Genomic DNA, 25,253 nt, shown 5'->3' on the forward strand with positions numbered 1-25,253 from the left:
AAGGGCTCCTGAGCGGCCGTGGCGAACGCCCGCGCCCCCGAAACCCCGGCCGCCGCGCCGTCCGTGCGGCGGCGTCTCGCCGCGCTGCTCTACGAAGGCGTGCTGCTGTTCGGTGTGGTGTTCTTCGCCGGACTCGCGTTCAGCCTCGCGACGCAGCAACGCAACGGCCTCGTCCATCACAACCTGCTCGCCGCCTGGATCGCGCTCGTGGTCGGCGCGTACTTCGTCTGGTTCTGGACCCACGGCGGCCAGACGCTGCCGATGAAGACATGGCGGCTGCGGCTCGAATCGTCGAGCGGCCGGCCGCTGAGCGCGGGCCACGCGCTCGTCCGCTATGCGCTCGGCTGGCTGTGGTTCCTGCCGCCGCTCGCGCTGCATCCGCTCCTCGGCCTGTCGGTACCCGTCACGCTCGCACTCACCGCCGCGTGGATCGTCGTGTGGGCCGGCGCGGCCCGGCTGCATGCCGGCCGCCAGTTTCCGCACGACCGGATCGCACGCACGCGCGTCGTCGCCATCCCGCGTTGACACGTTGAAGCGCTGACGCACCGCATTCTCCAGACGAAAGCACGTCGCCGAGGCGACTCCCGCCCGGCCCGACAGCCTTGCCGGACAAGCGCCTGACGTTCCGTACGGCAGGTCACACAACGTCCCGGCATTCACTGCTAAACACCTTGCAGCGGTCGTAATAAGAACGTCTCGTGACTGTCACGGCACAGTCACGCCCGCATGGCGGAATGCCGGTAATGTCAACCGGCGCGAGTCATGCATGGGCCAGAAAACGTCTGCGACCTCCCTGTTCCGTCACCCTCTCGGCGCCCGCGCCGCCACCGCATTCCTGTCCGGTTCCGCCGCAACCGACGGGCGGGTGTCGCAAGAACCGCCTGCCGGTCACGCCACGCGGCATGACGACCCCGACTCGTCCGCGCATCGCTACCGCACCATCTGGCTGTCCGACATCCACCTCGGTTCGAGCGGCTGCCAGGCGCCGTACCTGCTCGACTTCCTGCGCCACAACGATTCGGAGTACCTGTACCTCGTCGGCGACATCATCGACGGCTGGCAACTGAAAAAGGGCTGGTACTGGCCGCAGGCGCACAACGACGTCGTGCAGAAGATCCTGCGCAAGGCGCGCAAGGGGACGCAGGTCGTCTACATCCCGGGCAACCACGACGAAGGCGCGCGGCAGTTCTGCGACCTCGCGTTCGGCGACATCCAGGTGCGCGGCGAGGCGTTCCACACGACGCTCGCAGGCAAACGTTTGTGGATCGTGCACGGCGACCTGTTCGACGGCGTGATCCAGCACGCGAAATGGCTCGCGTACCTCGGCGACACGCTCTACACGCTGATCCTCGTGCTGAACCGCTGGTTCAACCGGATCCGCAGCCGGCTCGGCTTCCAGTACTGGTCGCTGTCGCAGTACCTGAAGCACCAGGTCAAGAACGCCGTCAACTTCATCTCGCAGTTCGAGACCGTGATGACCGACGAGGCGCGCCGCCGCGGTTGCGACGGCGTCGTGTGCGGGCACATTCACAAGGCGGAGATCCGCGACATCGACGGCGTGCTGTACTGCAACGACGGCGACTGGGTCGAGAGCCTGTCCGCACTCGTCGAAACGATGGAAGGCGAACTGAAGATCGTCTACTGGACGGTGATGCGCACCGCACCGTCGGAAACCACGTCGCGCAAGGCCAAGGCCACTGCCTGACACAACCCCGCACCTACAGGACATTGCCGCGATGAAGATCATGATCGTCACCGACGCGTGGGAACCGCAGGTCAACGGCGTCGTGCGCACGCTGAAGAGCACGTCGCGCGAACTCACCGCGCTCGGCCACCGCGTCGAACTGCTGACGCCGCTGGAATTCCGCACGGTGCCCTGCCCGACCTACCCCGAGATCCGCCTGTCGATCCTGCCGTACCGCAAGCTGCGCGCGCGGATCGACGCGTTCGCCCCCGACGCGCTGCACATCGCGACCGAAGGCCCGCTCGGCCTCGCCGCGCGGCGCTATGCACGTTCGCGCAAGCTGCCGTACACGACCGCGTATCACACGCGCTTTCCGGAGTACGTGCAGGCGCGCTTCGGCATCCCGCTCGCGGCGACCTACCGCTTCCTGCACTGGTTCCATGGCCCGTCGCTCGCGGTGATGGCGCCGACGCCGGTGGTCAAGCAGGACCTCGAGAAATTCGGCTTCACGAACGTCGTGCTGTGGACCCGCGGCGTCGACCTCGACGTGTTCCGGCCGATGGAATCGAAGGTGCTCAATACCGCGCGGCCGATCTTCCTCTATGTCGGCCGCGTCGCGATCGAGAAGAACGTCGAGGCGTTCCTGCGCCTCGACCTGCCCGGCTCGAAATGGGTCGCCGGCGAAGGCCCCGCGCTCGCGGAGCTGAAGTCGCGTTATCCGGAGGCAAACTATCTCGGCGTGCTGTCACAGGCCGAGCTCGCGAAGGTGTATGCTGCGGCCGACGTGTTCGTGTTCCCGAGTCGCACCGACACGTTCGGCCTCGTGCTGCTCGAGGCGCTCGCCTGCGGCACGCCGGTTGCCGCCTATCCCGTGACGGGCCCGATCGACGTGCTCGGCGAAGGCGACGCCGGCGCGATGCACGAGGACCTGCAGGAAGCCTGCCTCGAAGCGCTGAAGATCGAACGCGCGACTGCGCGCGCATGGGCCGAACGCTTTTCGTGGCGCGCGGCGTCCGAGCAGTTCGCGTCGCATCTGAAGCCGCTGCCGAAGACCGCGTACTCGCCAGCAGAAGGTGCAGCCGTTTGAAACGAGACCTGAACGACAAGTCCCCGCCCCCCGACGCCACGCCGCAACGGCACCGTCCGTTCGACGAGGAAGAGCCGCATGCCGATGCGGACGTGCACGCGCACGAGCCGCTCGGCCCCGACGATCGGCTGACGCCGCTGCCGCCGAACCCGTACAAGCGCCACCGCGGCATCACGCGCGCCTGGTATGCGCTCAAGCATTCGCTGAACGGCTTTCGCGTCGCGATCCGCGAGGAGAGCGCGTTTCGCCAGGAACTCACGCTCGCCGCGCTGATGCTCCCGATCGGCGCGTTTGCGCCGGTGCCGGCCGCCTCGCGCGCGCTGCTGATCGCATCGGTGCTGCTCGTGCTGATCGTCGAGCTGCTGAACTCGAGCGTCGAGGCCGCGATCGACCGCATCTCGCTCGAACGCCACGAACTCTCCAAACGTGCGAAGGACCTCGGCAGCGCGGCCGTGACGGTCGCGCTGTTCGCGTGCGTGACGACGTGGGCCTTCGTGCTCGGCCCGGTCGTCGCACACTGGCTGGGCTTCTAGACAAGCGCCGGGCGCACGCGCCGCGCACCGCCCGCGTGCGGCGCTGCACCATGCGCCGTGCGGGACCGCACACACGAAATGCGCCCGGTGTGGCGAAACCCCGGTTTATAATCGTCCGCTAGACATAGAACAGCAACCCGCGCCGGACGAATCACGCAGCATCGATTGCAGCGCCCGCCAGTCCGGCACACACAGGGCCGGACGACATGGAAGCGAAACCTCCCCGCCGCACCCGCGAACGGATTCTCGAGTTGTCGTTGAAACTCTTCAACGAGATCGGCGAGCCGAACGTCACGACCACGACGATCGCCGAGGAAATGGAAATCAGTCCAGGCAACCTGTACTACCATTTCCGCAACAAGGACGACATCATCAACAGCATCTTCGCGCAGTTCGAGCAGCAGATCGAACGGCGGCTGCGCTTTCCCGAAGATCACCGTCCGACGATCGACGAAACCTGGTCGTACCTGCAGTACATGGCCGATTTCATGTGGACCTACCGGTTCCTGTATCGCGACCTCAACGACCTGCTCGCGCGCAATCGCACGCTCGAGACGCACTTCAAGCAGATCATCAGTCACAAGGTGCGCTTCGCGCGCGACATGTGCGAGCTGCTCGTATCCGACGCCGAGATGGTCGCGACACCCGCCGAGATCGAGGTCATCGCCACCAACATGGCCGTCATTTCGACGTACTGGCTGTCGTATCAGTACGTGATGCATCCGCGCAAGTACAACGACCAGGACGCGATCCGCGAGGAACTGCACCAGGTCAGCATGCACGTGATCTCCGTGATGGCACCGTATCTGCGCGGCCGTTCGCGCCAGTTGTTCGACGACCTGGTCTCCGGCAAGCTGCCGAAGCGCCAGTTCACCGACTACCTGCCGCCGCGCGACGGCTCGCCGCGCCCGGCAGACAGCCCCGTCGTCACCGGGCAGGCCCCCGCCAAGGATTCCAAGCAATGAAGGCAGTCTGTGTTTACTGCGGCTCGTCGTCCGGCGTCCGGCCCATCTATGCCGACGCCGCGCGCGCATTCGGCCGCGCGCTCGTCGATGCGGGCCTCACGCTCGTCTACGGCGGCGGCCGCGTCGGCCTGATGGGCGTGATCGCCGACGAAGTGATGGCGGCCGGCGGCCGTGCGGTCGGCGTGATCCCCGAATTGCTCGTCGACAAGGAAGTCGGCCATACGGGGCTGTCGGAACTGCACGTCGTGCCCGACATGCACCACCGCAAGAAAATGATGGCCGACCTCTCCGACGCGTTCGTCGCGATGCCCGGCGGCGCCGGCACGCTCGAAGAGCTCTTCGAGGTCTACACGTGGGCGCAGCTCGGCTATCACCGCAAGCCCGTCGCGGTCTACAACATCGATTCGTTCTACGATCCGTTTATCGCGCTGCTGCGCCATACGGTCGACGAAGGCTTCATGCGTCCGGCCTATTTCGACGCGCTGTGCGTCGAATCCGAACCCGTCGAGCTGATCGAGCGACTGCGTCGCTACCAGCCGCCCGCCCGCGACAAGTGGGCGCCCGACGCAGCCAAGTAAGCGCCACCGGAACCCGCACGCGATGACCGCACCGTCCGACCGCAAGGCCGTCCTCATCACCGGCGCGAGCCGTGGCATCGGCCGCGCGACCGCCGTGCTCGCGGCCGGGCGCGGCTGGGACGTCGGCATCAACTACGCGCGCGACGCGGCGGCGGCCGAACTCACCGCGCAGGCCGTCCGCGACGCGGGCGGCCGTGCATGCGTCGTCGCGGGCGACGTCGCGAACGAAGCCGACGTCGTCGCGATGTTCGACACCGTCACGGCCGCATTCGGTCGCTTCGACGCGCTCGTCAACAACGCGGGCATCGTCGCGCCGTCGATGCCGCTGGCCGACATGCCGGCCGACCGGCTGCGGCGGATGTTCGACACCAACGTGCTCGGCGCGTACCTGTGCGCGCGCGAAGCGGCGCGCCGGCTGTCCACCGACCGTGGCGGTCGCGGCGGCGCGATCGTCAACGTATCGTCGATCGCCTCCCGGCTCGGCTCGCCGAACGAATACGTCGACTACGCGGGCTCGAAGGGCGCGGTCGATTCGCTGACGATCGGTCTTGCGAAGGAACTCGGCCCGCACGGCGTGCGCGTCAACGCGGTACGCCCCGGCCTGATCGAGACCGAAATTCACGCGAGCGGCGGCCAGCCGGGCCGTGCGGCCCGCCTCGGCGCAACGACGCCGCTCGGCCGCGCGGGCGAAGCGCAGGAGATCGCCGAAGCGATCGTCTGGCTGCTTGGCGACGCGGCGTCCTACACGACGGGTGCCCTGCTCGACGTCGGCGGCGGCCGATAATGCCGTACTGCGGCGCAGCAAAAACCGCCGCCCGAGAGGATCAGTCGTCACGACACCACAAATCTCCACAATTCCGTGACACTATCAGTAAACTCTCGTAACAATTCCATGGTCTACTAGCGGGCATTCAGACAGGCGTCATCAACACCTGTCCGTTATCCCTTGATGTGGCCCTAATCGGTCCTGCCCATGTCGCGGGACCGGCTCGACTCGACCCGAGATCTTTTCCATGCCCGGAACCGCAGCGCCCGGCCGGCGACGCACGTCTGTGCCCGCCCCGGCTCAGCACACCCGCTCGACCGCCGACACCGACCTCACTGCAACGCTCGACGTCGCCGGCACGCCCGACGCCGCCTCGACCGTCGCAACCAGCACCACGCACGCGCGCTCGTTCCTGCTCGGCTGGCGCGCATGGCTGTTCGTCGCCGCGCTGATCTGCGCGTACGTGCTGCCGGGCGTCCTCGGTCACGATCCCTGGAAACAGGACGAAACCTACACGTTCGGCATCATCCAGCACATGCTCGAGACGGGCGACTTCGTCGTGCCGACCAATGCCGGCCTGCCGTTCATGGAAAAGCCGCCGCTTTACGCGTGGGTCGCGACCAGCCTCGCATGGCTGCTGCAACGCGTGATGCCGCTGCACGACGCGGCGCGACTCGCGAGCGCGCTGTTCGCCGCGCTCGCGTTCGGCTTCATCGCGCGCACGGCGCGCGTCGCCAGCCGCGCGGACACCTGGTTCGACCTGCGCGTGATCGGTCCCGTCGTGTTGAGCGCGGGCACGCTCGTCGTCATCAAGCACGTGCACGACATGATGACCGACGTCGCGCTGTTCGCCGGCACGGCAATCGGCTTTAGCGGGCTGCTCGAACTCGTGATGCAGCACGTCGCGCGCGCGCAGCAGATGCGCCACGGGCTGCCGGTCCGGCCGTCGGGCCGCTGGGCCGCACCGATCTTCGGCGCGGGCGTCGGCATTGCGCTGATGGCGAAGGGGCTGTTCGTGCCGCTCGTGTTCGCGGCCTCGCTCGTCGGCGCGCTGGTGCTCTATCCGGCCTGCCGCACCCGCTCGTTCGCGCGCTCGATCGGCATCGCCGCGCTCGTGTTCGCGCCGTTCGCGCTCATCTGGCCGACCGCGCTGTTCATGCGCTCCGAGACGCTGTTCATGACGTGGTTCTGGGATAACAACGTCGGCCGCTTCTTCGGCTTCTCCGTCCCCGAACTGGGCGCGGAAAACGACAAGCCGTTCTTCATCCTCCGCGCGTTCCTGCTCGTCGGCTTCCCGGTCGCGCCGCTCGCGATCGTCGCGCTCGCGCGCGGCGTGTGGCGCGACTGGCGGACGCCGCGCGTCGCGCTGCCCGTCTTGTTCACCGGCATCGGTCTCGCCGTGCTGCAAGTGTCCGCGACGTCGCGCCAGCTCTACATCCTGCCGTTCTTCGCGCCGCTCGCGCTGGTCGCCGCGCAGGCCATCGAACGCCTGCCGCGTCGGCTGCATCTCGCGTGGGATTACCTGAGCCGCATCCTGTTCGGCGCGGCCGTGGCGCTCGCCTGGGCAATCTGGGCGGTGATGGCCGATCCGGCCGCGTCGCGCGCGGATCTGGCGCCGCTCGGCCGCTGGCTGCCGCTCGACTGGACGATGCCGATCGAACCCGCGCTCGTGACCGGCGCGCTCGTGCTGACGGTCGGCTGGCTCACGCTGCTGCCGAAACTGCGCGCGACGGGCCTCTGGCGCGGCGCCCTGTCGTGGGGCGCCGGCGCACTCGTCGCATGGGGGCTCATCTACACGCTGCTTCTGCCGTGGCTCGACGTCGCGAAGAGCTACCGCTCGGTGTTCGACGACCTGAACGCGCATCTCGCGCTCGAATGGAACGACGGCGACTGCATGGCGAGCCTGCACGGGCTCGGCGAATCGGAAGCGCCGATGCTGTACTACTTCTCCGGCATCCAGCACACGCCGATCGACGACGCGAAAACGACGCGCTGCACCTGGATGATCGTCCAGGGGGTGCGGGCCGTCGATCCGGCGCCGGGCAGCGAATGGAAATTGTTCTGGTCGGGCGCGCGCCCGGGCGACAACGACGAACTGCTGCGCGTGTACGTGCGCACGCCCGAGCAGCACCTGCAGTGACGGATGGCGGCACGGCGCACCGTCGTGCGTCCCCTCGTGCCATGCGGGGAACGGCGAACACCGCCGCCTGACACGCGAACAGCCTCCGGGAAACGCGCGCCGCCGACCGGCGCGCCAGGCTGACACGGGTGGCCGCGCGACGCCGCGGGGCGGCCCCCTCCCCTTATCGCGCGACTGCGCGAATCTTCAGAACGACGAACCGGGCTCGCGAAGAAACGCCGTTTCCTCGTCGCTCGACTCGCGTCCGAGAATCGCGTTCCGGTGCGGAAAGCGGCCGAAGCGCTCGACGACGGCCGCATGCAGCAACGCGAAGCGGTGGTAGCTTTCGCACCCCGCCTCGTCGCGGATACCCGCGCACAGGCGCACGGCCTCGCGCTGGCTCTCGACCGACTCGTCGTGCTCGAACGGCAGATACGCAAACGCGCGGTGATGTCCGCTCGGCAACTGCGCGTCCCAGCCGGCCGCGACCACGCGGCGTGCAAGCGCGAGCGCCTTCGGGTCGGCGGCAAACGCGCGCGGCGTACCGCGATGGATGTTGCGCGAGAACTGGTCGAGCACGACGATCAACGCAAGTGCACCCGACGGCGAACCTGCCCAGTGATCGCATCCGCCGTCGCACGCAGCGTCGAGCAAGGCGCCATAGCGTGTACGCAGCACGTCGTCGAACGCCGCCCCGCCGTTGAACCAGACCTTGCGCGCCTGCCCGAATTCGGCCGAGCCCGGCTCGCCGAACCAGAAATCCAGGATCTCCCGCGCATGCGGATCAAGCGCCGCGCCTGCGTGGGTGGTGTCGATCGTCATGCAAACTCCAGGACGAGGCGCCGGGTGCGCGCGCTCTTCTTTTCCAGTTTCGCGATTCGCAGCTCGCCGATTTCGGCCGTGTTGCGCACATGCGTGCCGCCGCACGGCTGCAGGTCGACATGCTCGATGCGCAGCAGCCGCACCCGGCCGAGGCCCATCGGCGGCTTCACGCTCATTGTGCGCACGAGGTCCGGCCGCCCGGCCATCTCGTCGTCGGTGATCCACTCGGTCGTGACCGGGTGCGCGCCGACCACCAGGCCGGCGAGGCGCCGCTCGACATCGTCGCGGTCGATCGGGTCGGACGTCGCGAAATCGAGGCGGACATAGTCGGCCGTCACGCTGCAGCCGTCGACCGCGTACGGCAGCACCGCGCACATCAGGTGCGCGGCCGTATGCAGGCGCATGTGGCGGTAGCGGCGCAGCCAGTCGATCTCCGCGGCGACGCGCGTGCCGGGCACGAGCGCCGCAACACGCGCCTCCTGCCCCGATGCGGGCACGTGCACGGCATCGTCGGGGGTCGCGCCGTCGAACTTCGCCTTGCGCGTATCGGCGATCGCGATCGTGCTGCCGTCGGGCAGCGTCAGCGTGCCGGTGTCGCCGGCCTGGCCGCCGCCGAGCGGATAGAACACGGTGCGGTCGAGCCGGATGCCGTCTTCACCGACGGCGAGAACGACCGCGTCGCATTGCGTGAGGTACGCGTCTTCGCGAAACAGCGCTTGTGTCGTCATCGGGCTAACCTCGTATCGATTGGGGAAAGCGGCCAGTGTCGCGCCACGCGGTGCGCGCGCCCAGACGCAGATCGCCCCGCGCGCGTGCAGCGGCGTACCGGTCGGTCAACCGGGCCGGTTGCGCATCCAGTCGGCCGTATCGTAGAACGAATGCATGAGCCGCTCGCGCAGCGGTTCGGGCAATCCGACATCCTCCATCGCCCACGCCATGCAGCGCAGCCACTGATCGCGCTCGACCGACGCGATCGGGAACGGCAGGTGCCGCGCGCGCAGCCGCGGATGGCCGAACCGGCTGATGTAGTGGTCGGGGCCGCCGAGCCACCCGCACAGGAACCAGAACAGCTTGTCGCGCGAACCGTCGAGCGACGCCGGGTGCAGCGCGCGAATCTGCGCGAACTCGGGCTCGAGGTCCATCAGGTCGTAAAAGCGGTCCACCATTTCGCGCACGCGGGCTTCACCGCCCACGAGTTCGAACGCCGTCGGCTGCGACGGCGCATCGTCATTCACATCGGTCATACGGATAGTCGGAAACGGGATCTTCGGGGCCGCCGGCGACGCTCATGCGTCGCGCAGCGACTGCAGCGCGGGGCGCCGCAGCACATTATGCAGGCTCAGCCAGCCGGCCGCACCGGCGCACGCGACGCCGGCCGCAATGCCGGCCGGCACGAGCCACGGATCGACGGCGAGCTGGAAGTCGAACACACGCGACACGAGCACCCAGCCGACCGCGATCGCGCCCGCCGACGCCAGCGCGCCGGCCAGCGCGCCGACCACGATGAATTCCGCGCGCTGCACCGCATTGACCTGCGCCCGCGATGCGCCCAGCGCGCGCAGCAGCGCAGCCTCGCGCACCCGCTCGTCGCGCGTGCCGGCCAGCGCCGTGTAGAGCACGAGCACACCGGCCGCGAGCGTGAACGCGAACAGGAACTGCACCGCACCGACCACCTGCAGCATCATCCGCTGCAACTGCGCGAGGATCGGCGCGACGTCGATCGCGGTCAGGTTCGGGTAGCGCGCGATCAGCGGATCGAGCAGCGCGGCGTCCGAGGCCGGCAGATGGAAACTCGTCAGGTATACGGCCGGGAAATCCTTCAGCACCGGCGGCGGCATCAGCACGAAGAAATTGACGCGGAACGAGCCCCAGTCGAGCTTGCGCACGCTCGTGATCGGCGCGTCGACCGTCAGCCCCGTCACGTCGAAGCGCAGTACGTCGCCCGGCTTCACGTTCAGCGTCTTCGCGAGGCCGGCCTCGATCGAGATCTGCGGCGTGGCCGCGGTGCCGAACCAGTCGCCTTCGACGATCCGGTTGTCGGACGGCAGCTCGGTCGTATAAGACAGGTTGAACTCGCGGTCGACGAGCCGGCGGGCCTCGTCGGACGGGTAGGCATCCGGATTCACCGGCTTGCCGTTGATCGCGACGAGGCGGCCGCGCACCATCGGCGCGGGCACCGCGTCGCGCACGCCGTGCGCGGCCAGATACGCCGCGACGTCGGCACGCTGGTCGGGCTGGATGTCGATCAGGAACTGGTTCGGCGCATCGGGCGGCGTCGACTGCCGCCAGCCCGCAACGAGGTCGTTGCGCGTGATCGCGATCAACAGCAGGCACATCAGGCCGAGCGCCAGCGCCGTGATCTGCAGCGCGCTGGCCGTGCCGCGCCGGTGCAGCGACGCGAGCGCGTAACGCCAGCCGACGCCCGCGGCCACACGCGCGTTGCGCACCGCCCGCGCGGCGGCGAACAGCACGAGCCGCGCGATCAGCGCGAAACCGACCAGCGCGCCGGCGAAACCGCCCGCGACGATCAGCCCGAGCTTCAGGTTGCCGGCGGCCACGATCAGCAGCCCCGCGAACAGCACGACGCCGATCGCATACGCGGCCCACGCGGTGCGCGACGCGTCGCCCCACTCGCGCCGCAGCACGCGCACCGGCGGCACGCGCGTGAGCGGCACGAGCGGCGGCAGCGCGAAGCCGAGCAGCAGCACGAGCGCGGCGCCCACGCCGATCAGCGCCGGCCACGGCGTGGGCGGCGGCAGCACCACGTCGATCAGTCCGCCGAGCGCGGCCAGCAACGCCCAGTGGCCGCCGTAGCCAAGCACCGCGCCTGCGGCGCCGGATACGATGCCGATGCCGGCGAATTCGAGCGCGAACAACGCGCCGAGCGTGCGGCGGCTCACGCCGAGACAGCGCATCGTCGCGCAGCCGTCGAGATGGCGCCGCATGTAGCGCTGCGCGGCCATAGCGATCGCGACCGCCGCGAGCAGCGCGGTGAGCAGCGCGACGAGCGTCAGGAAGTGGCGCGCGCGATCCAGCGTCTGCCGCACCTGCGGCTGGCCTTCCTGCAGCGACTCGAGACCGGCACCGCGCAGCTTCCCGCCGTCGACGCGTGCGTGCGCATACGCTTCGAAGCGCGCGACGGCCTGCTGGTCGCCGGCGACCAGCAGCCGGTACGTGACCCGGCTGCCGTAGCCCGTGAGCCCCGTCGCGGCGAGTTCGTCCGCGCGCATCATCAGCCGCGGCGAAAAATTGACGAACGAAAACCCGCGATCGAGTTCGCGGGAGATCGATGCGGCGACCTTGAACGTGCGCAACCCGACGCGCACCGTATCGCCCGCCTTCAGGTGCAGCGCATCGAGCAGCGCCGGATCGGCCCATACGGTGCCCGGCGCGGGAATCCCGGCCGCCTTCTGCGAGGCGGAGGCACCGGCCGGCAGGATCTCGACCGCGCCGCGCAACGGATAGCCGGGCGACACGGCCTTCACGGCCGCGAGGCGCGATGGCGCCGCGTCGGACGCCTGCCCGCCCGTGGCGGACGCGATCATGCTCGGGAAGATCGCGGTCGTCGCGGTACGCAGGCCGAGCGCGCGAGCCTGCCGGTCGAACGACGGATCGACGGGGCGGTCGGCCCGCACGACGAAATCGGCGCCGAGCATCTGGCGCGCGTCGCGCTCGAGCCCCTGGCGCAGCCGGTCGGCGAGGAAGCCGACGCTCGTCAGCGCCGCGACCGCGAGTACCAGCGCAAGGACGAGCAGCGTCAGTTCGCCCGCGCGCCAGTCGCGCGCGGTCATGCGGGCAGCCTGGCGGATCAGGTCGCGCAGGCCGAAGCGGCCGGCATGCGCACGCATCTCATGGCCGGGTTGCCCGGCGGGCGGCTGCGCCGTGTGTTGCCGCCCCTTCAATCGCGCTTCCCCCCGATCGAGTTCAGCCGCGACACCATGTGGTTCGCCATGCCGCGAAAGCCGCCCGAGACACCCCGCCACAGACGCGGAAGCGCCCACGCGGAAGCCGCGATGAAGGCGGCGAGCAGCACCAGGAAGGCGAGCGGAACGAAGAACGCGAGCACGAGCCCGCCGACCACGAGGCCGTCCTCGGTCGACGATGCGACCCAGTTCGAAATCGGTTCAGGAGACAGGTTGATCAGCGCGCGCGTGCCGGCCTTCGCCACGTGCGCGGCACCGGCGAGCGAACCGCCGGCGAGCCCCGCGACCGCGAGCACGGTCGGATCGGCATGGCCGAGCGCGCCGGCCGCGAGCACGGCGCCGGCCGGAATGCGGATGAAGGTGTGCACGGCATCCCACAGCGAGTCGAACGCGGGGATCTTGTCGGCAAGGAATTCGGTGACGGTGAGCACGGCCGCGGCGCCGATGACCCACGGCGACATCAGGACGGCCAGCGTGTCGGGCAGGTGCAGCCAGCCGAACCGCGCCAGCAGGCCGGCGATCAGCACCGTCAGGTACAGGCGCAGGCCGCTCGCCCACGCGAGCCCCGCGCCGAGCGAAATGGCTTCGATCATGGCCCTCTCCTTGCACTTTCCGTGCGCTTTGCCGATTGATCGGATCGGGTCGGACAGACCGGCCGCGTGGCGCGTGGCGACCGGCACCGCGTGCCGCGAGAAGCACGACGGTATTCAGGCCCGAATGCGTTCCATTATAGACAGGCCGGACGGGCGGCCGGCGCAATTCCGCGGCACGGCACCCGGGCGCGACCGCGCCCGGACGCGGTCGTCAGGCCGCCGACGACAGCTTGAGGCCGATCAGCCCCGCGACGATCAGCGCGGCACTCGCGACACGCGCGACGGTCAGCGCCTCGCCCATCATCACGATGCCGAACACGAACGCACCGACCGCGCCGATGCCCGTCCACACCGCGTATGCGGTGCCGAGCGGCAACTGGCGCATCGCGACCGCGAGCAGCCCGAAGCTGGCCAGCGCCGTCACGATCGTAAACACCGACGGACCGAGCTTCGTGAAGCCGTCCGACGATTTCAGGCCGGCCGCCCAGGCCACTTCCAGCAAACCGGCAATCAACAACCATACCCACGCCATCCCGACGTACTCCGTATCGGATGGGGCCGTCCCCGTTGAAGCGAATGTCCCGGGGTCGTCCCCGGGCGGCGCCGAGTATAACAAGATGCTTACGGACACGCCGGCGGCCGGCCGGGGGCGCGACCGGCCGGTCCCGGTCAGTTCGAGACGCGCTTCGGCGTCGCGCCGCCGACGCAGCGGTCGTCGCGGTACAGCGCCCACTCCTCGCACACGCGGCCGTCCTTGAACACGCACATGCCGACCTGCCCGCTCGACAGGTTGCGTACCGTGTGGTGGCCGCCGAGCTTGGTGCAATTGACCGATGCGGGATTGGCCGTCGCCTGCTGGGACGACGGCGGTTGCTGCCCGGGCGGCAGCGGTTGGGCGAACGCGCCAGACGCGGCAAGCGCCAGCGCACAGATGACGACCAGACGGACGGACATTGCACGCTCCTCGTTTTCGTTCGCGGAGCGGTCAGGATAACGGGGAATGAGCGCCGGGTGTGCAACGCGCGCGTCGGCCGCGGGACTGTCGCGCCGACGCAACCCTGCCGGCGCGCGACGTCACGCGCACGTGCGCCGCCGCGGCCCGGCCGGGCCCGTCATGCGGCGCCGACGAGCCGGTATCCGACGCCCGTCTCGGTGACGATGTACTCGGGCTGCGCCGGGTCGCGCTCGAGCTTCTGGCGCAGGTGCGCCATGTAGATGCGCAGGTAGTGGTGGCTTTCGACGTGCGACGGCCCCCACACGTCGCGCAGCAGTTGCCGGTGCGTGAGCACGCGCCCCGCGTGACGCACGAGCGTGGCGAGCAACCGGTACTCGAGCGGCGTCAGGTGCACGATCTCCCCGTCGCGCCACACCTGGCGCAGCGCGAGATCGACCGTCACGGTGCCGAAACTCACCTTCGGCGACTCGTTCGCGCCGCCCTGGTTGCGCCGACGCAGTTGCGCGCGGATCCGCGCGCGCAGTTCGGACACGCCGAACGGCTTGGTCAGGTAATCGTCGGCGCCGGCATCGAGCGCCGCGACCTTCTCTTCTTCCTGCGTGCGCGCCGACAGCACGATCACCGGCACCTCGGACCAGCCGCGCAGTTCGCGGATCACGTCGAGGCCGTCGGTATCGGGCAGGCCGAGGTCGACGATCACGAGATCGGGCTTGCGCGTCGCCGCGTCGATCAGCCCCTGCTTGCCCGTCTCGGCCTCGAACACCGCGATGTCCTCCTCCTCGAGCGCGGCGCGCACGAAACGGCGGATCTGCTTTTCGTCCTCGATCAGGACGACGGTCAGGCTGGGTTCACTCATGGTCTGGCAATGACTCGGATGGGGACGACGCACCCGGCACCTCGGGTTCGTCGTCGGATACGGCAGGCGCGGCCGGCGGCGTCTCGACCGGCAGCGTGAACCAGAAGCGCGCGCCCGTCACGTGGCCGTCGGGCGCGGTGCGGTTGAGCGCGCCGATTTTACCGCCGTGCGCCTCGACGATCGCGCGGCAGATCGCGAGGCCGAGCCCGATGCCCGGCGTCGCCGACTCCTTCTCGCCGCGCGTGAACTTGTCGAAGATCCGCGTTTCCATGCCGGCCGGCAGGCCCGGGCCGTGATCGTCGACATGCACGCGCACGAACGGCAGCCCGTCGTCGGTCACGCGCTCCGCGCCGATCTCGAGCGGCGTATCGGGCGGCGTGTACTTCGCCGCGTTCTCGAACAGGTTGGTGAACAGGCGCTCCATCAGCACCGCGTCCATCTGCAGGAGCGGCAGGTCGGCCGGCAGCACGACGCGTGCGGGATGGCGCGACAGCACGCGCTTGCATGCGGCAAGCGCCGCGCCGACGGTTTCCTCGAGCAGCGACCACTGGCGCTTGAGCTGCAGGCTGCCGGCCTGCAGCCGCGCCATGTCGAGCAGGTTCGTGACGATGCCCGTCATCCGCAGCGCCTCGTCGTGAATCGCATCGACGAGTTCGCCCTCGCGCTGCGCGAAGCGCTCGGCGGCCGCGGCGTCGCCGCCCTGTGCGGCCGCGCGTCCGTTCGCGAGCATCGACGAGAAACCGACGATCGTCGTGAGCGGCGTACGCAGGTCGTGCGAGATCGCCGACAGCAGCGAGTTGCGCAGCCGCTCGGATTCCATGTTGACGAGCGCGTCGCGCGCGATCTCGACGTAGTGCACGCGTTCGAGCGCGAGTGCGATCTGCGCGGCGAATGCGTCGAGCATCCGCTGCTGCTCGGGCACCTCGAGTTCGCGAGGTTCGCGTGACGCGACCGCGAGCACGCCGCGCGTGCGCATCGGCGCCTTCAGCGGCAGGTACAGCGCGACCGTCGCGGGCAAGGTATCCGTGCCGCGACCGGCCGGCTTCTGCTGGTCGTATACCCACTGGCCGACGTCGCTGTCGAGGTCGGCGCCCGTCAGCGTGACGGCCGCGTCGGGCTCCTCGATCTTCTGCCGCACCTTGTCCGCGCTGTCGGGCAGCAGGAACGCGACGCGCGCGCGGAACACCTCGCCGACGTGACGGCTGCCGATCTCGACGATCTGCTCGGTCGTCAGCGCCGCGCCCAGCTCGCGCGCCATCGCGTAGATCGCGCCGGTGCGGCGCTCGCGGCGCTGCGCGACGCTCGCCTGGCGCGTCAGCGTCGACGTCAGGTGGCTGATCACGAGCGACGTAAGCAGCATCCCGAAGAAGGTCAGCAGGTATTGCGTATCGCTGACCGAGAACGACATGCGCGGCGGCACGAAGAAGTAATCGAACGCGGCCACCGACAGGAACGACTGCAGCACGCCCGGGCCGCGCCCGAGCCGCACGGCCGAGAACACGACGCCGAGCAGGTACAGCATCACGAGGTTCGTGAGGTCGAGCCGCTCGGACACGAGGCTCGCGACGACCGTGATCGCCGCGCAGATCGCGGCCGCATACGCGTAGTGCCGCGGCGGCGAGCGATGCGTGCCGAACTGCGCGAACGCGTCGCGCCAGTCGCGCGCACGCGCGTCGAGCGGCGCGGCGCGCGCCTCGTCGCTCGCGGACGCACGGATCAGCATCAGGTCGACGTCGCCCGCGCGCTCGGCGAGCTGCTCGCCGAACGGCCGCGCGAAGCGGCGCACGAGCCCGACCTTCGGCGAGCCGCCCGCGACGATCTTCGACACGTTGCGCACCTTCGCATAGCCGATCAGCGCGGCGACCGCGTCGGCGCCGGCGAGCGTGGCCGTCTCCGCGCCGAGTTCGGCGGCGAGCTTCAGCGCATCGAGCGTACGCTGCCGCCGCGCGTCGGGCAGCCGCTGCAGCCGCGGCGTCTCCACATAGACGGCGATCCAGTCGGCCTTCAGGCTCGCGGCGAGCCGCGCGGCCGCGCGCACGAGCGTCGGCGCCTCGGGGCCCGGCCCGACGCATACGAGCAGCCGTTCGCGCGCCTGCCAGATGCGCTGGATCGAGCGGTCGGCGCGGTATTCGCGCATCTGCGCGTCGACGCGATCGGCCGTGCGCCGCAACGCCAGTTCGCGCAGCGCGATCAGGTTGCCCTTGCGGAAGAAGTTGCGCACCGCGCGCTCGGCCTGCTGCGCGAGATAGACCTTGCCGTCGCGCATCCGCTCGAGCAGTTCCTCGGCCGGCAGGTCGACGAGCGTGACTTCGTCGGCCGCGTCGAATACGCGGTCGGGCACCGTCTCCCACACGCGGATGCCGGTGATCGCGCCGACCACGTCGTTCAGGCTTTCGAGGTGCTGGACGTTGACGGTCGTATAGACGTCGATGCCCGCGTCGAGCAGTTCGTACACATCCTGCCAGCGCTTCATGTGACGTGCGCCCTGCACGTTCGAATGCGCGAGCTCGTCGACGAGGATCAGTTGCGGCTGGCGCGCGAGTGCGCCGTCGAGATCGAATTCGGCGAGCGTGCGGCCGCGATAGTCGATGCGCGCGAGCGGCAGCACGTCGAGACCGTCGAGCAGTGCGGCGGTTTCGCTGCGCCCGTGGGTCTCGACGATGCCGACGACGACGTCGACGCCTTCCTGCAGGCGCTGGCGCGCGGCCTGCAGCATCGCGTAGGTCTTGCCGACACCGGCCGATGCGCCGAAGAAGATCTTGAGCTGGCCGCGCCGCTGCTTTTCTTCGTCACGTTGCAGCTTGTCGAGGAGTTGGTCTGGATCGGGACGATTCATGCGTCAGAAAGGCGGAGCGCCCGGATGCGCGCGAGTACGAGCATTGTTGTTCCAAATCGCCGCAAAAGGCAAAGACGGCGCAAGCGCCGTCGGGAAAAGGCGCGCCCGGCGCGGGGCTGACCGCGCCGGGCGCCGGTTGCCGGACGCGCTCAGTGCGCGGCCTGCGCCGCGTCGAGCGCGAGGTTCAGCTTCAGCACGTTCACGCGCGCCTCGCCGAGCACGCCGAACTGGCGGCCCGTCGTGTTCGCGGCGACGAGCTGCGCGACCGCGTCGGGCGTCAGGTTGCGCGCCTTCGCGACGCGCTCGACCTGGTACGCGGCGGCGGCCGGCGTGATCTCCGGATCGAGGCCGCTCGCCGACGCCGTCACGAGGTCGACCGGCACGGGCTTCGACATGTCGGTACCCGCGTCGCGCAGCGCGGCGATGCGCCCCTTCACCTGGTCGGCGAGCGACGGGTTCAGCGGGCCGAGGTTCGAGCCGCCGGAGCCGGTCGCGTTGTACGGCATCGGCGCCGTGGCCGACAGCCGGCCCCAGAAGTACTTCGGCGCATCGAAGGGCTGGCCGATCAGCGCGGAGCCGACCGGCTTGCCGTCCTTCTCGATCAGGCTGCCGTTCGCCTGCGACGGGAACACGGCCTGGCCGAACACGGTCATCACGGCCGGGTAAGCCAGGCCCGTCACGGCGGTCAGGACGACGAAGAGCACGACGAGCGGGCGAATCAACGTTTTCATGATGTTTCCTTCAATGGCGGCCGGTTCAGGCCCAGCCGAGTGCAGCGAGCGTCATGTCGATCAGCTTGATGAACGGGAACGGCAGCAGCACGCCGCCGAGGCCGTACACCAGCAGGTTGCGGCGCAGGAGCGACGCGGCGCCGAGCGGCCGGTACGTGACGCCCTTCAGCGCGAGCGGGATCAGCGCGACGATGATCAGCGCGTTGAAGATCACCGCCGACAGGATCGCGGACGCCGGCGACGTCAGGTGCATGATGTCGAGCACGCGCAGTTGCGGGTACGTCGTCACGAACGCGGCCGGGATGATCGCGAAGTACTTCGCGATGTCGTTCGCGATCGAGAACGTCGTCAGCGAGCCGCGCGTCATCAGCATCTGCTTGCCGATCTCGACGATCTCGATCAGCTTCGTCGGGTTCGAGTCGAGGTCGACCATGTTGCCCGCTTCCTTCGCGGCCTGCGTACCGGTGTTCATCGCCACGGCGACGTCGGCCTGCGCGAGCGCCGGCGCGTCGTTGGTGCCGTCGCCCGTCATCGCGACGAGCCGGCCGGCCGCCTGGTGCTCGCGGATCGTCGCGAGCTTGGTTTCCGGCGTCGCTTCCGCGAGGAAATCGTCGACGCCCGCTTCCGCCGCGATCGCCGCGGCCGTCAGCCGGTTGTCGCCCGTCACCATCACGGTCTTGATGCCCATCTTGCGCAGCTCCGCGAAGCGCTCCTTGATGCCGCCCTTCACGATGTCCTTCAGCTCGATCACGCCGAGCACGCGCGCCGCACCGTCATGCAGGTCGGCCACGACGAGCGGCGTGCTGCCGCGGCGCGCGACTTCGTCGACCGCGCGGCGCACTTCTTCCGGGAAGCGGCTGCCGTGCGTCTCGACGTATTGGCGGATCGCATCGGCCGCGCCCTTGCGGATCTCGCGGCCGGGGATGTCGACGCCGGACATCCGCGTCTGCGCCGAGAAGCCGATGAACGTCGCGTGCAGCTGCGCCATGTCGCGCTGGCGAATGTTGAAACGTTCCTTGGCCAGTACCACGATGCTGCGGCCTTCCGGCGTTTCGTCGGCGAGCGACGACAGCTGCGCGGCATCGGCCAGCGCTTCCTCGGTCACGCCCGGCGCCGGCACGAACGTCGATGCCTGACGGTTGCCCAGCGTGATCGTGCCGGTCTTGTCGAGCAGCAGCACGTCGACGTCGCCGGCCGCTTCCACCGCACGGCCCGACGTCGCGATCACGTTCGCCTGCATCATCCGGCTCATCCCGGCCACGCCGATCGCGGAAAGCAGCCCGCCGATCGTCGTCGGGATCAGGCACACGAGCAGCGCGACGAGCGCGGTGATCGTCACGACGTGGCCGGCCTTCATCGCCTCGACCGAGAACATCGAGAACGGCAGCAGCGTCGCCGTTGCCAGCAGCATCACGATCGTCAGCGCGACGAGCAGGATCGTCAGCGCGATTTCGTTCGGCGTCTTCTTGCGCTTCGCGCCTTCGACCATCGCGATCATTCGGTCGAGGAACGCCTCGCCGGGGTTCGCGGTGACCTTGACGACGATCCAGTCGGACAGCACGCGCGTGCCGCCCGTCACGGACGAGAAGTCGCCGCCCGATTCGCGGATCACCGGCGCGGATTCGCCGGTGATCGCCGATTCGTCGACCGACGCGACACCGTCGACCACCTCGCCGTCGGCCGGGATCACGTCGCCGGCCTCGACCAGCACGACGTCGCCACGGCGCAGCTCGGTCGCGGTCGTGATGCGGATCGGCGACTTCGGATGCGGCTCGTTGAGCTTCTTCGCCATCACGTCCTTCTTCGCACTGCGCAGCGACGCGGCCTGCGCCTTCGAGCGCCCTTCGGCGAGCGCCTCGGCGAAGTTCGCGAACAGCACGGTGAACCACAGCCACAGCGCGATCGCGAGGATGAAGCCCGCGGGCGCCTCGGCCTGGCCGGAAAGCGCCGCGATCCACAGGATCGTGGTCAGGATGCTGCCGACGTACACGCAGAACATCACCGGGTTGCGGAACTGCGTGCGCGGCGTGAGTTTCTTGAACGAGTCCACGATCGCCGGGCGCAGCAGCGCCGGATCGAACATGGACCGTGTTGCGGAATGTTGAGTCATTGCGATCTCTTCAATCTCTTGAGTCTTTTCAACGTGTCGCCGCGCGTCATGCGCCCAGCCACATCATCAGGTGCTCGACGCCCGGGCCGAGCGCAAGCGCCGGCACGTAGGTCAGCGCGCCCACCAGCAGCACCGTGCCGAGCAGCAGCACGACGAACAGCGGACCGTGCGTCGGCAGCGTGCCGCTCGTCACCGCGATGCGCTTCTTCGCGGCGAGCGAGCCGGCGATCGCCAGCACCGGCACGATCGTGCCGAAGCGGCCGAACCACATCGCGATCGCGGTCATCCAGTTGTAGAACGGCGTGCCGACCGTCAGGCCCGCGAACGCGCTGCCGTTGTTGTTCGCGGCCGAGCTGAACGCGTACAGGATTTCCGAGAAGCCGTGCGGGCCGGGATTCGAGATGCCGGCCTTGCCCGCATCGGCGAGCACGGCGATCGACGTGCCGACCAGCACGAGCAGCGGCGTGAGCAGCACGACGATCGACACCATCTTCATCTCGTACGCTTCGATCTTCTTGCCGACGTATTCCGGCGTGCGGCCGATCATCAGGCCGGCGACGAACACCGCGAGCAGCGCGAACACGAGCATCCCGTAGAGACCCGAGCCGACCCCGCCGTAGATCACCTCGCCGAGCTGCATCAGCAGCATCGGCACGAGGCCGCCGAGCGGCGTCAGCGAATCGTGCATCGTGTCGACCGCGCCGCACGACGCGGCCGTCGTCGCGACCGTGAAGATGCCGGTCTGCGCGATCCCGAAGCGCGTTTCCTTGCCTTCCATGTTGCCGCCCGGCTGCAGCGCGCCCGTCGACTGGTCGACGTGCAGCGCGGCGAGCGTCGGGTTGCCGCCCTGCTCGGCGCTCACCTCGACGCCGATCGCGAGCACGAACGCGACGGTCATCGCCGCGAGCACCGCGATGCCCTGCCGGCGGTCGCCGATCATCCGGCCGAACACGAGACACAGCGCGGCCGGGATGATCAGGATCGAGAAGATCTGCAGGAAGTTCGCGAACGGCGTCGGGTTCTCGTACGGGTGCGCGGAGTTCGCGTTGAAGAAGCCGCCGCCGTTGGTGCCGAGCATCTTGATCGCTTCCTGCGACGCGACCGGGCCCATCGCGAGCGTCTGCTTCGTGAGCGGGGTCGGCACCGTGACCGCGTTGCCCTTGTCGTCCTTCACCGGATTGCCCTGCGCGTCGAGCTTCGGCGCCGCATAGGTGCTCGCCTGCAGCACCGGCACGTCCTGGTACGCCTTCATGTTCTGGATCACGCCCTGGCTCATCAGCAGCGCGGCGACGATCATCGACATCGGCACGAGCACGTACATCGTCACGCGCGTGAGGTCGACCCAGAAGTTGCCGATGGTCTGCGCGGTATGACGCGCGAAGCCGCGGATCAGCGCGATCACGACGACGATGCCGGTTGCCGCCGACAGGAAGTTCTGCACGGTCAGGCCGAGCATCTGCGTCAGGTAGCTGACGGTCTGCTCGGGCGTGTAGTCCTGCCAGTTCGTGTTGGTGACGAAGCTGACGGCCGTGTTGAACGCGCCGTCGACCGTCATCGCGCCGAATTGCTGCGGGTTGCCGGGCAGGAAGCCCTGCAGGCGCAGCAGGCCGTAGAGGAACAGCGCGCCGAGCGCGTTGAACGCGATCGTCGCGATCGCGTACTGCTTCCAGTTCATCTCGCTGCCGGCATCGACGCCGGCAATGCGGTACAGCGCGCGCTCGAGCGGCCCGAACACGCGCACGACGCGCGAACTGCCGTCCATCACCGCGGACAGGTAGCGCGCGACCGGCACGGCCGCCGCCAGCAGCACGACGACGAAGAGCAGCGTCTGAAACAGGTTGTTCGCGTTCATTCGATGTCCTCCGCGCGCAGCAGCGCAAAGACGAGATACGCGAACAGCAGTGCCGTCGAGGCGCCCGCCAGCCAGAGCATCCAGGTCATGCTCGCCCCCCGCGACCGTATTGCACGAGCTTGTCGCAACCGGCAACCAAACCGAGGATCAGCGTGGTGAAGAGCACCAGTGCGCCGATGAAAACCCCATCCATTTTTCTGTTCTCCATCGTCGAAATCAGACGACTAGAACCTTATGGGAACGCACGTAAAGGACGGGTCAAAGGTATCGGGGCGGGTATAAAAAACGTGTAAACGCGGGCGGCGGAACGGCGGGCGGAACGATGGGCAGGACGGGCGACACGCCGGTGCCGCCCGCCGGGAGGGCGTGCCGACATGATGCCGGCACGATGGGATGTATCAGGGAACGAGGATCGTCGAGCCGGTGGTCTTGCGCGACTCGAGGTCGGCATGCGCGCGGCCGACTTCCGCGAGCGGATAGCGCTGGTTGATGCTGGTTTTCACCTTGCCCGACAGGATCACGTCGAACAGCTCGGCGGCCGCGGACTCGAGATCGGCGCGCTTCGCGATGTACGAGAACAGCGTCGGCCGCGTGAAGAACAGCGAGCCGCGCGACGAGAACTCCTTCGAATCGATCGCCGGCAGCGGGCCCGACGCGTTGCCGAAGCTGACGAAGTAGCCGAGCGGCGCGAGGCAGTCGAGCGAGCCGATGTAGGTGTCCTTGCCGATCGAGTCGTAGACAACGGGCACGCCCGCGCCGTTCGTGATCTCCTTTACGCGCTGCGTGAAGTTCTCGCGCGTGTAGACGATCGGATGGTCGCAACCGTGCGCCTTCGCGAGCGCGGCTTTCTCGTCGGAGCCGACCGTACCGATCACGGTCGCGCCGAGCGCCTTCGCCCATTGGCACACCAGCAGGCCGACGCCGCCGGCCGCCGCGTGGATCAGGATCGTGTCGCCGGCCTTCACCGGGTACGTGCGGCGCAGCAGGTAGTGCGCGGTCAGGCCCTGCAGCATCACCGACGCCGCGTCGTCGTAGCTGATGCCGTCCGGCAGCTTCACGAGCCGCTCGGCCGGCATCACGCGTTCCTGCGCATACGCGCCCGGCGGCTGCCCGACGTACGCGACGCGGTCGCCCGCCTTGAGCGCGGTCACGCCTTCGCCGACGGCCGTCACCTCGCCCGCCGCCTCCATCCCGAGACCGCCGGGCAGCGGCTGCGGATAAAGGCCGGTGCGGAAATACACGTCGATGTAGTTGAGCCCGACCGCGTGCTGCCGAATGCGGACTTCACCCGCCTTCGGCTCGCCGACCTCGACATCGACCCACTTCATCACGTCCGGGCCGCCCGGCTGGTCGTATCGGATTGCTTTCGGCATCGTTTCGCTCCTTGTCTGTCTGTCGGTCAGGGAAATGGTCGGATCGCCGACGCACAGCGCCGACCGATGCAGGCAACAGCCGGCGGCAGGCGCGTCGCGACGCACGATTCTCGCCCGACGCCGCCGTCCGTGCATGGCCCTGCCCGCAACAGGGGCAATCGGGCCACGCTGCGGGCTAGCAGCGGTCCTGCATGTTCCGCGCCAGATCGTCGAGCAGCATCCGCGCCGTCGCAACGTTGGTCGCGACCGGCACGTCGTGCACGTCGCACGCGCGCACGAGCGCGGTGATGTCGGGATCGTGCGGCTGCGCGGTCATCGGGTCGCGCAGGAACACGACGATGTCCACGCGGCCGTCCGCCAGTTCCGCGCCGATCTGCAGGTCGCCGCCGAGCGGCCCCGACAGCTTGCGCTCGACCTCGAGCCCGTGCGCGGCGGCGATCCGGCCGCCCGTCGTGCCCGTCGCCACCAGGCGGCATTGCGCGAGCGTCTCGCGATACTGACCCGCGAGCGCGACGATCTCGTCCTTCTTCGCGTCGTGCGCAATCAATGCGATGCGGGGTTTGCTCATCTCCAGTTCCTTCGTCGTTCGGTTGTTGTCGTCGTGAATCGAAAAGCGCGGGTCAGAACGTACCCGGATACGCGCCGCCGTCGAGCAGCCAGTTCTGCCCGGTGATGTAGCCGGCATGCACGCTGCACAGGAACGCGCACGCCGCGCCGAACTCTGCGCGCGTGCCGAGGCGGCCGGCCGGGATCTCCTTCGTGCGCCGCGCGCGCATCTCGTCGACCGTCACGCCCTGCGCCTTCGCCGACGCGGTGAGCGTGGTCGCGATCCGGTCGGTGTCGAACAGGCCCGGCAGCAGGTTGTTGATCGTCACGCCCTGCCCCGCGACCTTGCGCGACAGCCCCGCGACGAAGCCGGTCAGCCCCGAGCGCGCGCCGTTCGACAGCGCGAGCACGTCGATCGGCGCCTTCACGGCCGAACTGGTGATGTTGACGATCCGGCCGAAGCGGCGCGCGATCATCCCGTCGAGGGTCGCGCGGATCAGCTCGATCGGCGTCAGCATGTTCGATTCGAGCGCACGGATCCAGTCGTCGTGCGAGAAGTCGCGGAAGTCGCCGGGCGGCGGGCCGCCCGCATTCGTCACGAGAATGTCCGGCTGCGGGCACGCGGCGAGCGCGGCCGCACGCCCGTCCGGTGTCGTGATGTCGCAGGCGACCGCGGTCACCGACACGTTCGCGCCGGCGCGGATCTCCTCCGCGGTTTCCTCCAGCGTGTCGCGCGTGCGCGCGACGATCACGAGGTTCACGCCCTCCGCGGCCAGCGCTTCCGCGCAGCCGCGACCGAGCCCCTTGCTTGCCGCACACACGAGCGCGGTCTTTCCTTCGATGCCGAGATCCATCGTCGATTCCTTGGTGGCGACACGCGCCGGCGCGGCCCGGCTGCTTCGGCGCCCGGACCACGGGCGGGCC

The 25,253-nt window shown here is 69.2% G+C and carries 25 protein-coding genes; 8 read left to right on the plus strand and 17 right to left on the minus strand.

Going from position 1 to position 25,253, the window contains the following annotated elements; genetic code table 11:
• Positions 1-18: 18 nt before the first annotated feature.
• From ABY44_RS15465 to ABY44_RS15500, 8 genes are all read left to right on the plus strand, one after another.
• Complete coding sequence (locus ABY44_RS15465; protein ID WP_060086020.1) at positions 19-525, plus strand: RDD family protein; 507 nt, start codon at positions 19-21, stop codon at positions 523-525.
• Positions 526-766: 241 nt separating this feature from the next.
• Positions 767-1,705 (plus strand): UDP-2,3-diacylglucosamine diphosphatase, encoded by a 939-nt coding sequence (locus ABY44_RS15470; RefSeq protein WP_027786856.1) that lies wholly within the window; start codon positions 767-769, stop codon positions 1,703-1,705.
• Positions 1,706-1,736: 31 nt separating this feature from the next.
• Positions 1,737-2,771: a glycosyltransferase family 4 protein gene (locus tag ABY44_RS15475; protein WP_027786855.1), complete on the plus strand. Its 1,035-nt coding sequence runs from the start codon at positions 1,737-1,739 to the stop codon at positions 2,769-2,771.
• Positions 2,768-3,304, plus strand: a complete 537-nt coding sequence (locus ABY44_RS15480) for a diacylglycerol kinase (RefSeq protein WP_027786854.1) — start codon at positions 2,768-2,770, stop codon at positions 3,302-3,304. The genes ABY44_RS15475 and ABY44_RS15480 overlap by 4 nt, the downstream gene beginning before the upstream one ends.
• Positions 3,305-3,510: 206 nt before the next feature.
• Positions 3,511-4,269: a TetR/AcrR family transcriptional regulator gene (locus ABY44_RS15485; protein WP_021161119.1), complete on the plus strand. Its 759-nt coding sequence runs from the start codon at positions 3,511-3,513 to the stop codon at positions 4,267-4,269.
• On the plus strand, positions 4,266-4,847 hold the full coding sequence (locus ABY44_RS15490) for a TIGR00730 family Rossman fold protein (protein ID WP_060172970.1): 582 nt from the start codon (positions 4,266-4,268) through the stop codon (positions 4,845-4,847). The genes ABY44_RS15485 and ABY44_RS15490 overlap by 4 nt, the downstream gene beginning before the upstream one ends.
• A gap of 22 nt (positions 4,848-4,869) precedes the next feature.
• Positions 4,870-5,631: an SDR family oxidoreductase gene (locus ABY44_RS15495; RefSeq protein ID WP_027786852.1), complete on the plus strand. Its 762-nt coding sequence runs from the start codon at positions 4,870-4,872 to the stop codon at positions 5,629-5,631.
• A gap of 229 nt (positions 5,632-5,860) precedes the next feature.
• Positions 5,861-7,753: an ArnT family glycosyltransferase gene (locus tag ABY44_RS15500; protein WP_060172969.1), complete on the plus strand. Its 1,893-nt coding sequence runs from the start codon at positions 5,861-5,863 to the stop codon at positions 7,751-7,753.
• Between the two features lie 186 nt (positions 7,754-7,939).
• On the opposite strand, the gene ABY44_RS15505 is transcribed toward ABY44_RS15500, so the two are convergent.
• From ABY44_RS15505 to ABY44_RS15585, 17 genes are all read right to left on the minus strand, one after another.
• Positions 7,940-8,554, minus strand: a complete 615-nt coding sequence (locus ABY44_RS15505) for a DUF924 family protein (RefSeq protein WP_060172968.1) — start codon at positions 8,552-8,554, stop codon at positions 7,940-7,942.
• Positions 8,551-9,282 (minus strand): alanyl-tRNA editing protein, encoded by a 732-nt coding sequence (locus ABY44_RS15510; protein ID WP_060172967.1) that lies wholly within the window; start codon positions 9,280-9,282, stop codon positions 8,551-8,553. The genes ABY44_RS15505 and ABY44_RS15510 overlap by 4 nt, the downstream gene beginning before the upstream one ends.
• A 105-nt stretch (positions 9,283-9,387) precedes the next feature.
• Positions 9,388-9,798: a group II truncated hemoglobin gene (locus ABY44_RS15515; protein ID WP_006398765.1), complete on the minus strand. Its 411-nt coding sequence runs from the start codon at positions 9,796-9,798 to the stop codon at positions 9,388-9,390.
• Between the two features lie 42 nt (positions 9,799-9,840).
• A complete protein-coding gene (locus tag ABY44_RS15520; RefSeq protein ID WP_431641385.1) occupies positions 9,841-12,402 on the minus strand; it encodes an ABC transporter permease in 2,562 nt (853 codons plus the stop codon).
• 50 nt (positions 12,403-12,452) lie between these two features.
• Positions 12,453-13,070, minus strand: coding sequence for a DUF4126 domain-containing protein (locus tag ABY44_RS15525; protein WP_021161113.1), 618 nt, complete (start codon positions 13,068-13,070; stop codon positions 12,453-12,455).
• Between the two features lie 211 nt (positions 13,071-13,281).
• Positions 13,282-13,602, minus strand: coding sequence for a quaternary ammonium compound efflux SMR transporter SugE (gene sugE, locus ABY44_RS15530; RefSeq protein ID WP_021161112.1), 321 nt, complete (start codon positions 13,600-13,602; stop codon positions 13,282-13,284).
• 137 nt (positions 13,603-13,739) lie between these two features.
• Positions 13,740-14,024, minus strand: coding sequence for a putative hemolysin (locus ABY44_RS15535; protein WP_027786845.1), 285 nt, complete (start codon positions 14,022-14,024; stop codon positions 13,740-13,742).
• Positions 14,025-14,182: 158 nt separating this feature from the next.
• Complete coding sequence (kdpE, locus tag ABY44_RS15540; RefSeq protein WP_027786844.1) at positions 14,183-14,881, minus strand: two-component system response regulator KdpE; 699 nt, start codon at positions 14,879-14,881, stop codon at positions 14,183-14,185.
• Positions 14,874-17,717 (minus strand): DUF4118 domain-containing protein, encoded by a 2,844-nt coding sequence (locus tag ABY44_RS15545; protein ID WP_060193472.1) that lies wholly within the window; start codon positions 17,715-17,717, stop codon positions 14,874-14,876. The genes kdpE and ABY44_RS15545 overlap by 8 nt, the downstream gene beginning before the upstream one ends.
• Before the next feature lie 149 nt (positions 17,718-17,866).
• A complete protein-coding gene (kdpC, locus tag ABY44_RS15550) occupies positions 17,867-18,448 on the minus strand; it encodes a potassium-transporting ATPase subunit KdpC (RefSeq protein WP_027786842.1) in 582 nt (193 codons plus the stop codon).
• A gap of 25 nt (positions 18,449-18,473) precedes the next feature.
• Positions 18,474-20,558 (minus strand): potassium-transporting ATPase subunit KdpB, encoded by a 2,085-nt coding sequence (gene kdpB, locus ABY44_RS15555; protein WP_060172964.1) that lies wholly within the window; start codon positions 20,556-20,558, stop codon positions 18,474-18,476.
• A 46-nt stretch (positions 20,559-20,604) separates the two neighbouring features.
• A complete protein-coding gene (gene kdpA, locus ABY44_RS15560) occupies positions 20,605-22,410 on the minus strand; it encodes a potassium-transporting ATPase subunit KdpA (protein ID WP_027786840.1) in 1,806 nt (601 codons plus the stop codon).
• Positions 22,407-22,499 (minus strand): K(+)-transporting ATPase subunit F, encoded by a 93-nt coding sequence (gene kdpF / locus ABY44_RS15565; RefSeq protein ID WP_006752209.1) that lies wholly within the window; start codon positions 22,497-22,499, stop codon positions 22,407-22,409. The genes kdpA and kdpF overlap by 4 nt, the downstream gene beginning before the upstream one ends.
• A complete protein-coding gene (locus tag ABY44_RS15570) occupies positions 22,496-22,618 on the minus strand; it encodes a hypothetical protein (protein ID WP_255221841.1) in 123 nt (40 codons plus the stop codon). The genes kdpF and ABY44_RS15570 overlap by 4 nt, the downstream gene beginning before the upstream one ends.
• 190 nt (positions 22,619-22,808) lie before the next feature.
• Positions 22,809-23,783 carry a quinone oxidoreductase family protein gene (locus ABY44_RS15575; RefSeq protein ID WP_059688483.1) on the minus strand — a complete coding sequence of 325 codons (975 nt, stop codon included), beginning with the start codon at positions 23,781-23,783 and terminating at the stop codon, positions 22,809-22,811.
• Between the two features lie 175 nt (positions 23,784-23,958).
• Complete coding sequence (locus ABY44_RS15580; protein WP_060172963.1) at positions 23,959-24,351, minus strand: methylglyoxal synthase; 393 nt, start codon at positions 24,349-24,351, stop codon at positions 23,959-23,961.
• Positions 24,352-24,403: 52 nt separating this feature from the next.
• Positions 24,404-25,183 carry an SDR family oxidoreductase gene (locus ABY44_RS15585; RefSeq protein WP_027786835.1) on the minus strand — a complete coding sequence of 260 codons (780 nt, stop codon included), beginning with the start codon at positions 25,181-25,183 and terminating at the stop codon, positions 24,404-24,406.
• Between the last annotated feature and the right edge of the window lie 70 nt (positions 25,184-25,253).

Source organism: Burkholderia sp. ZZQ-2, from assembly GCF_050768715.1.
Classification (GTDB): domain Bacteria; phylum Pseudomonadota; class Gammaproteobacteria; order Burkholderiales; family Burkholderiaceae; genus Burkholderia; species Burkholderia cepacia.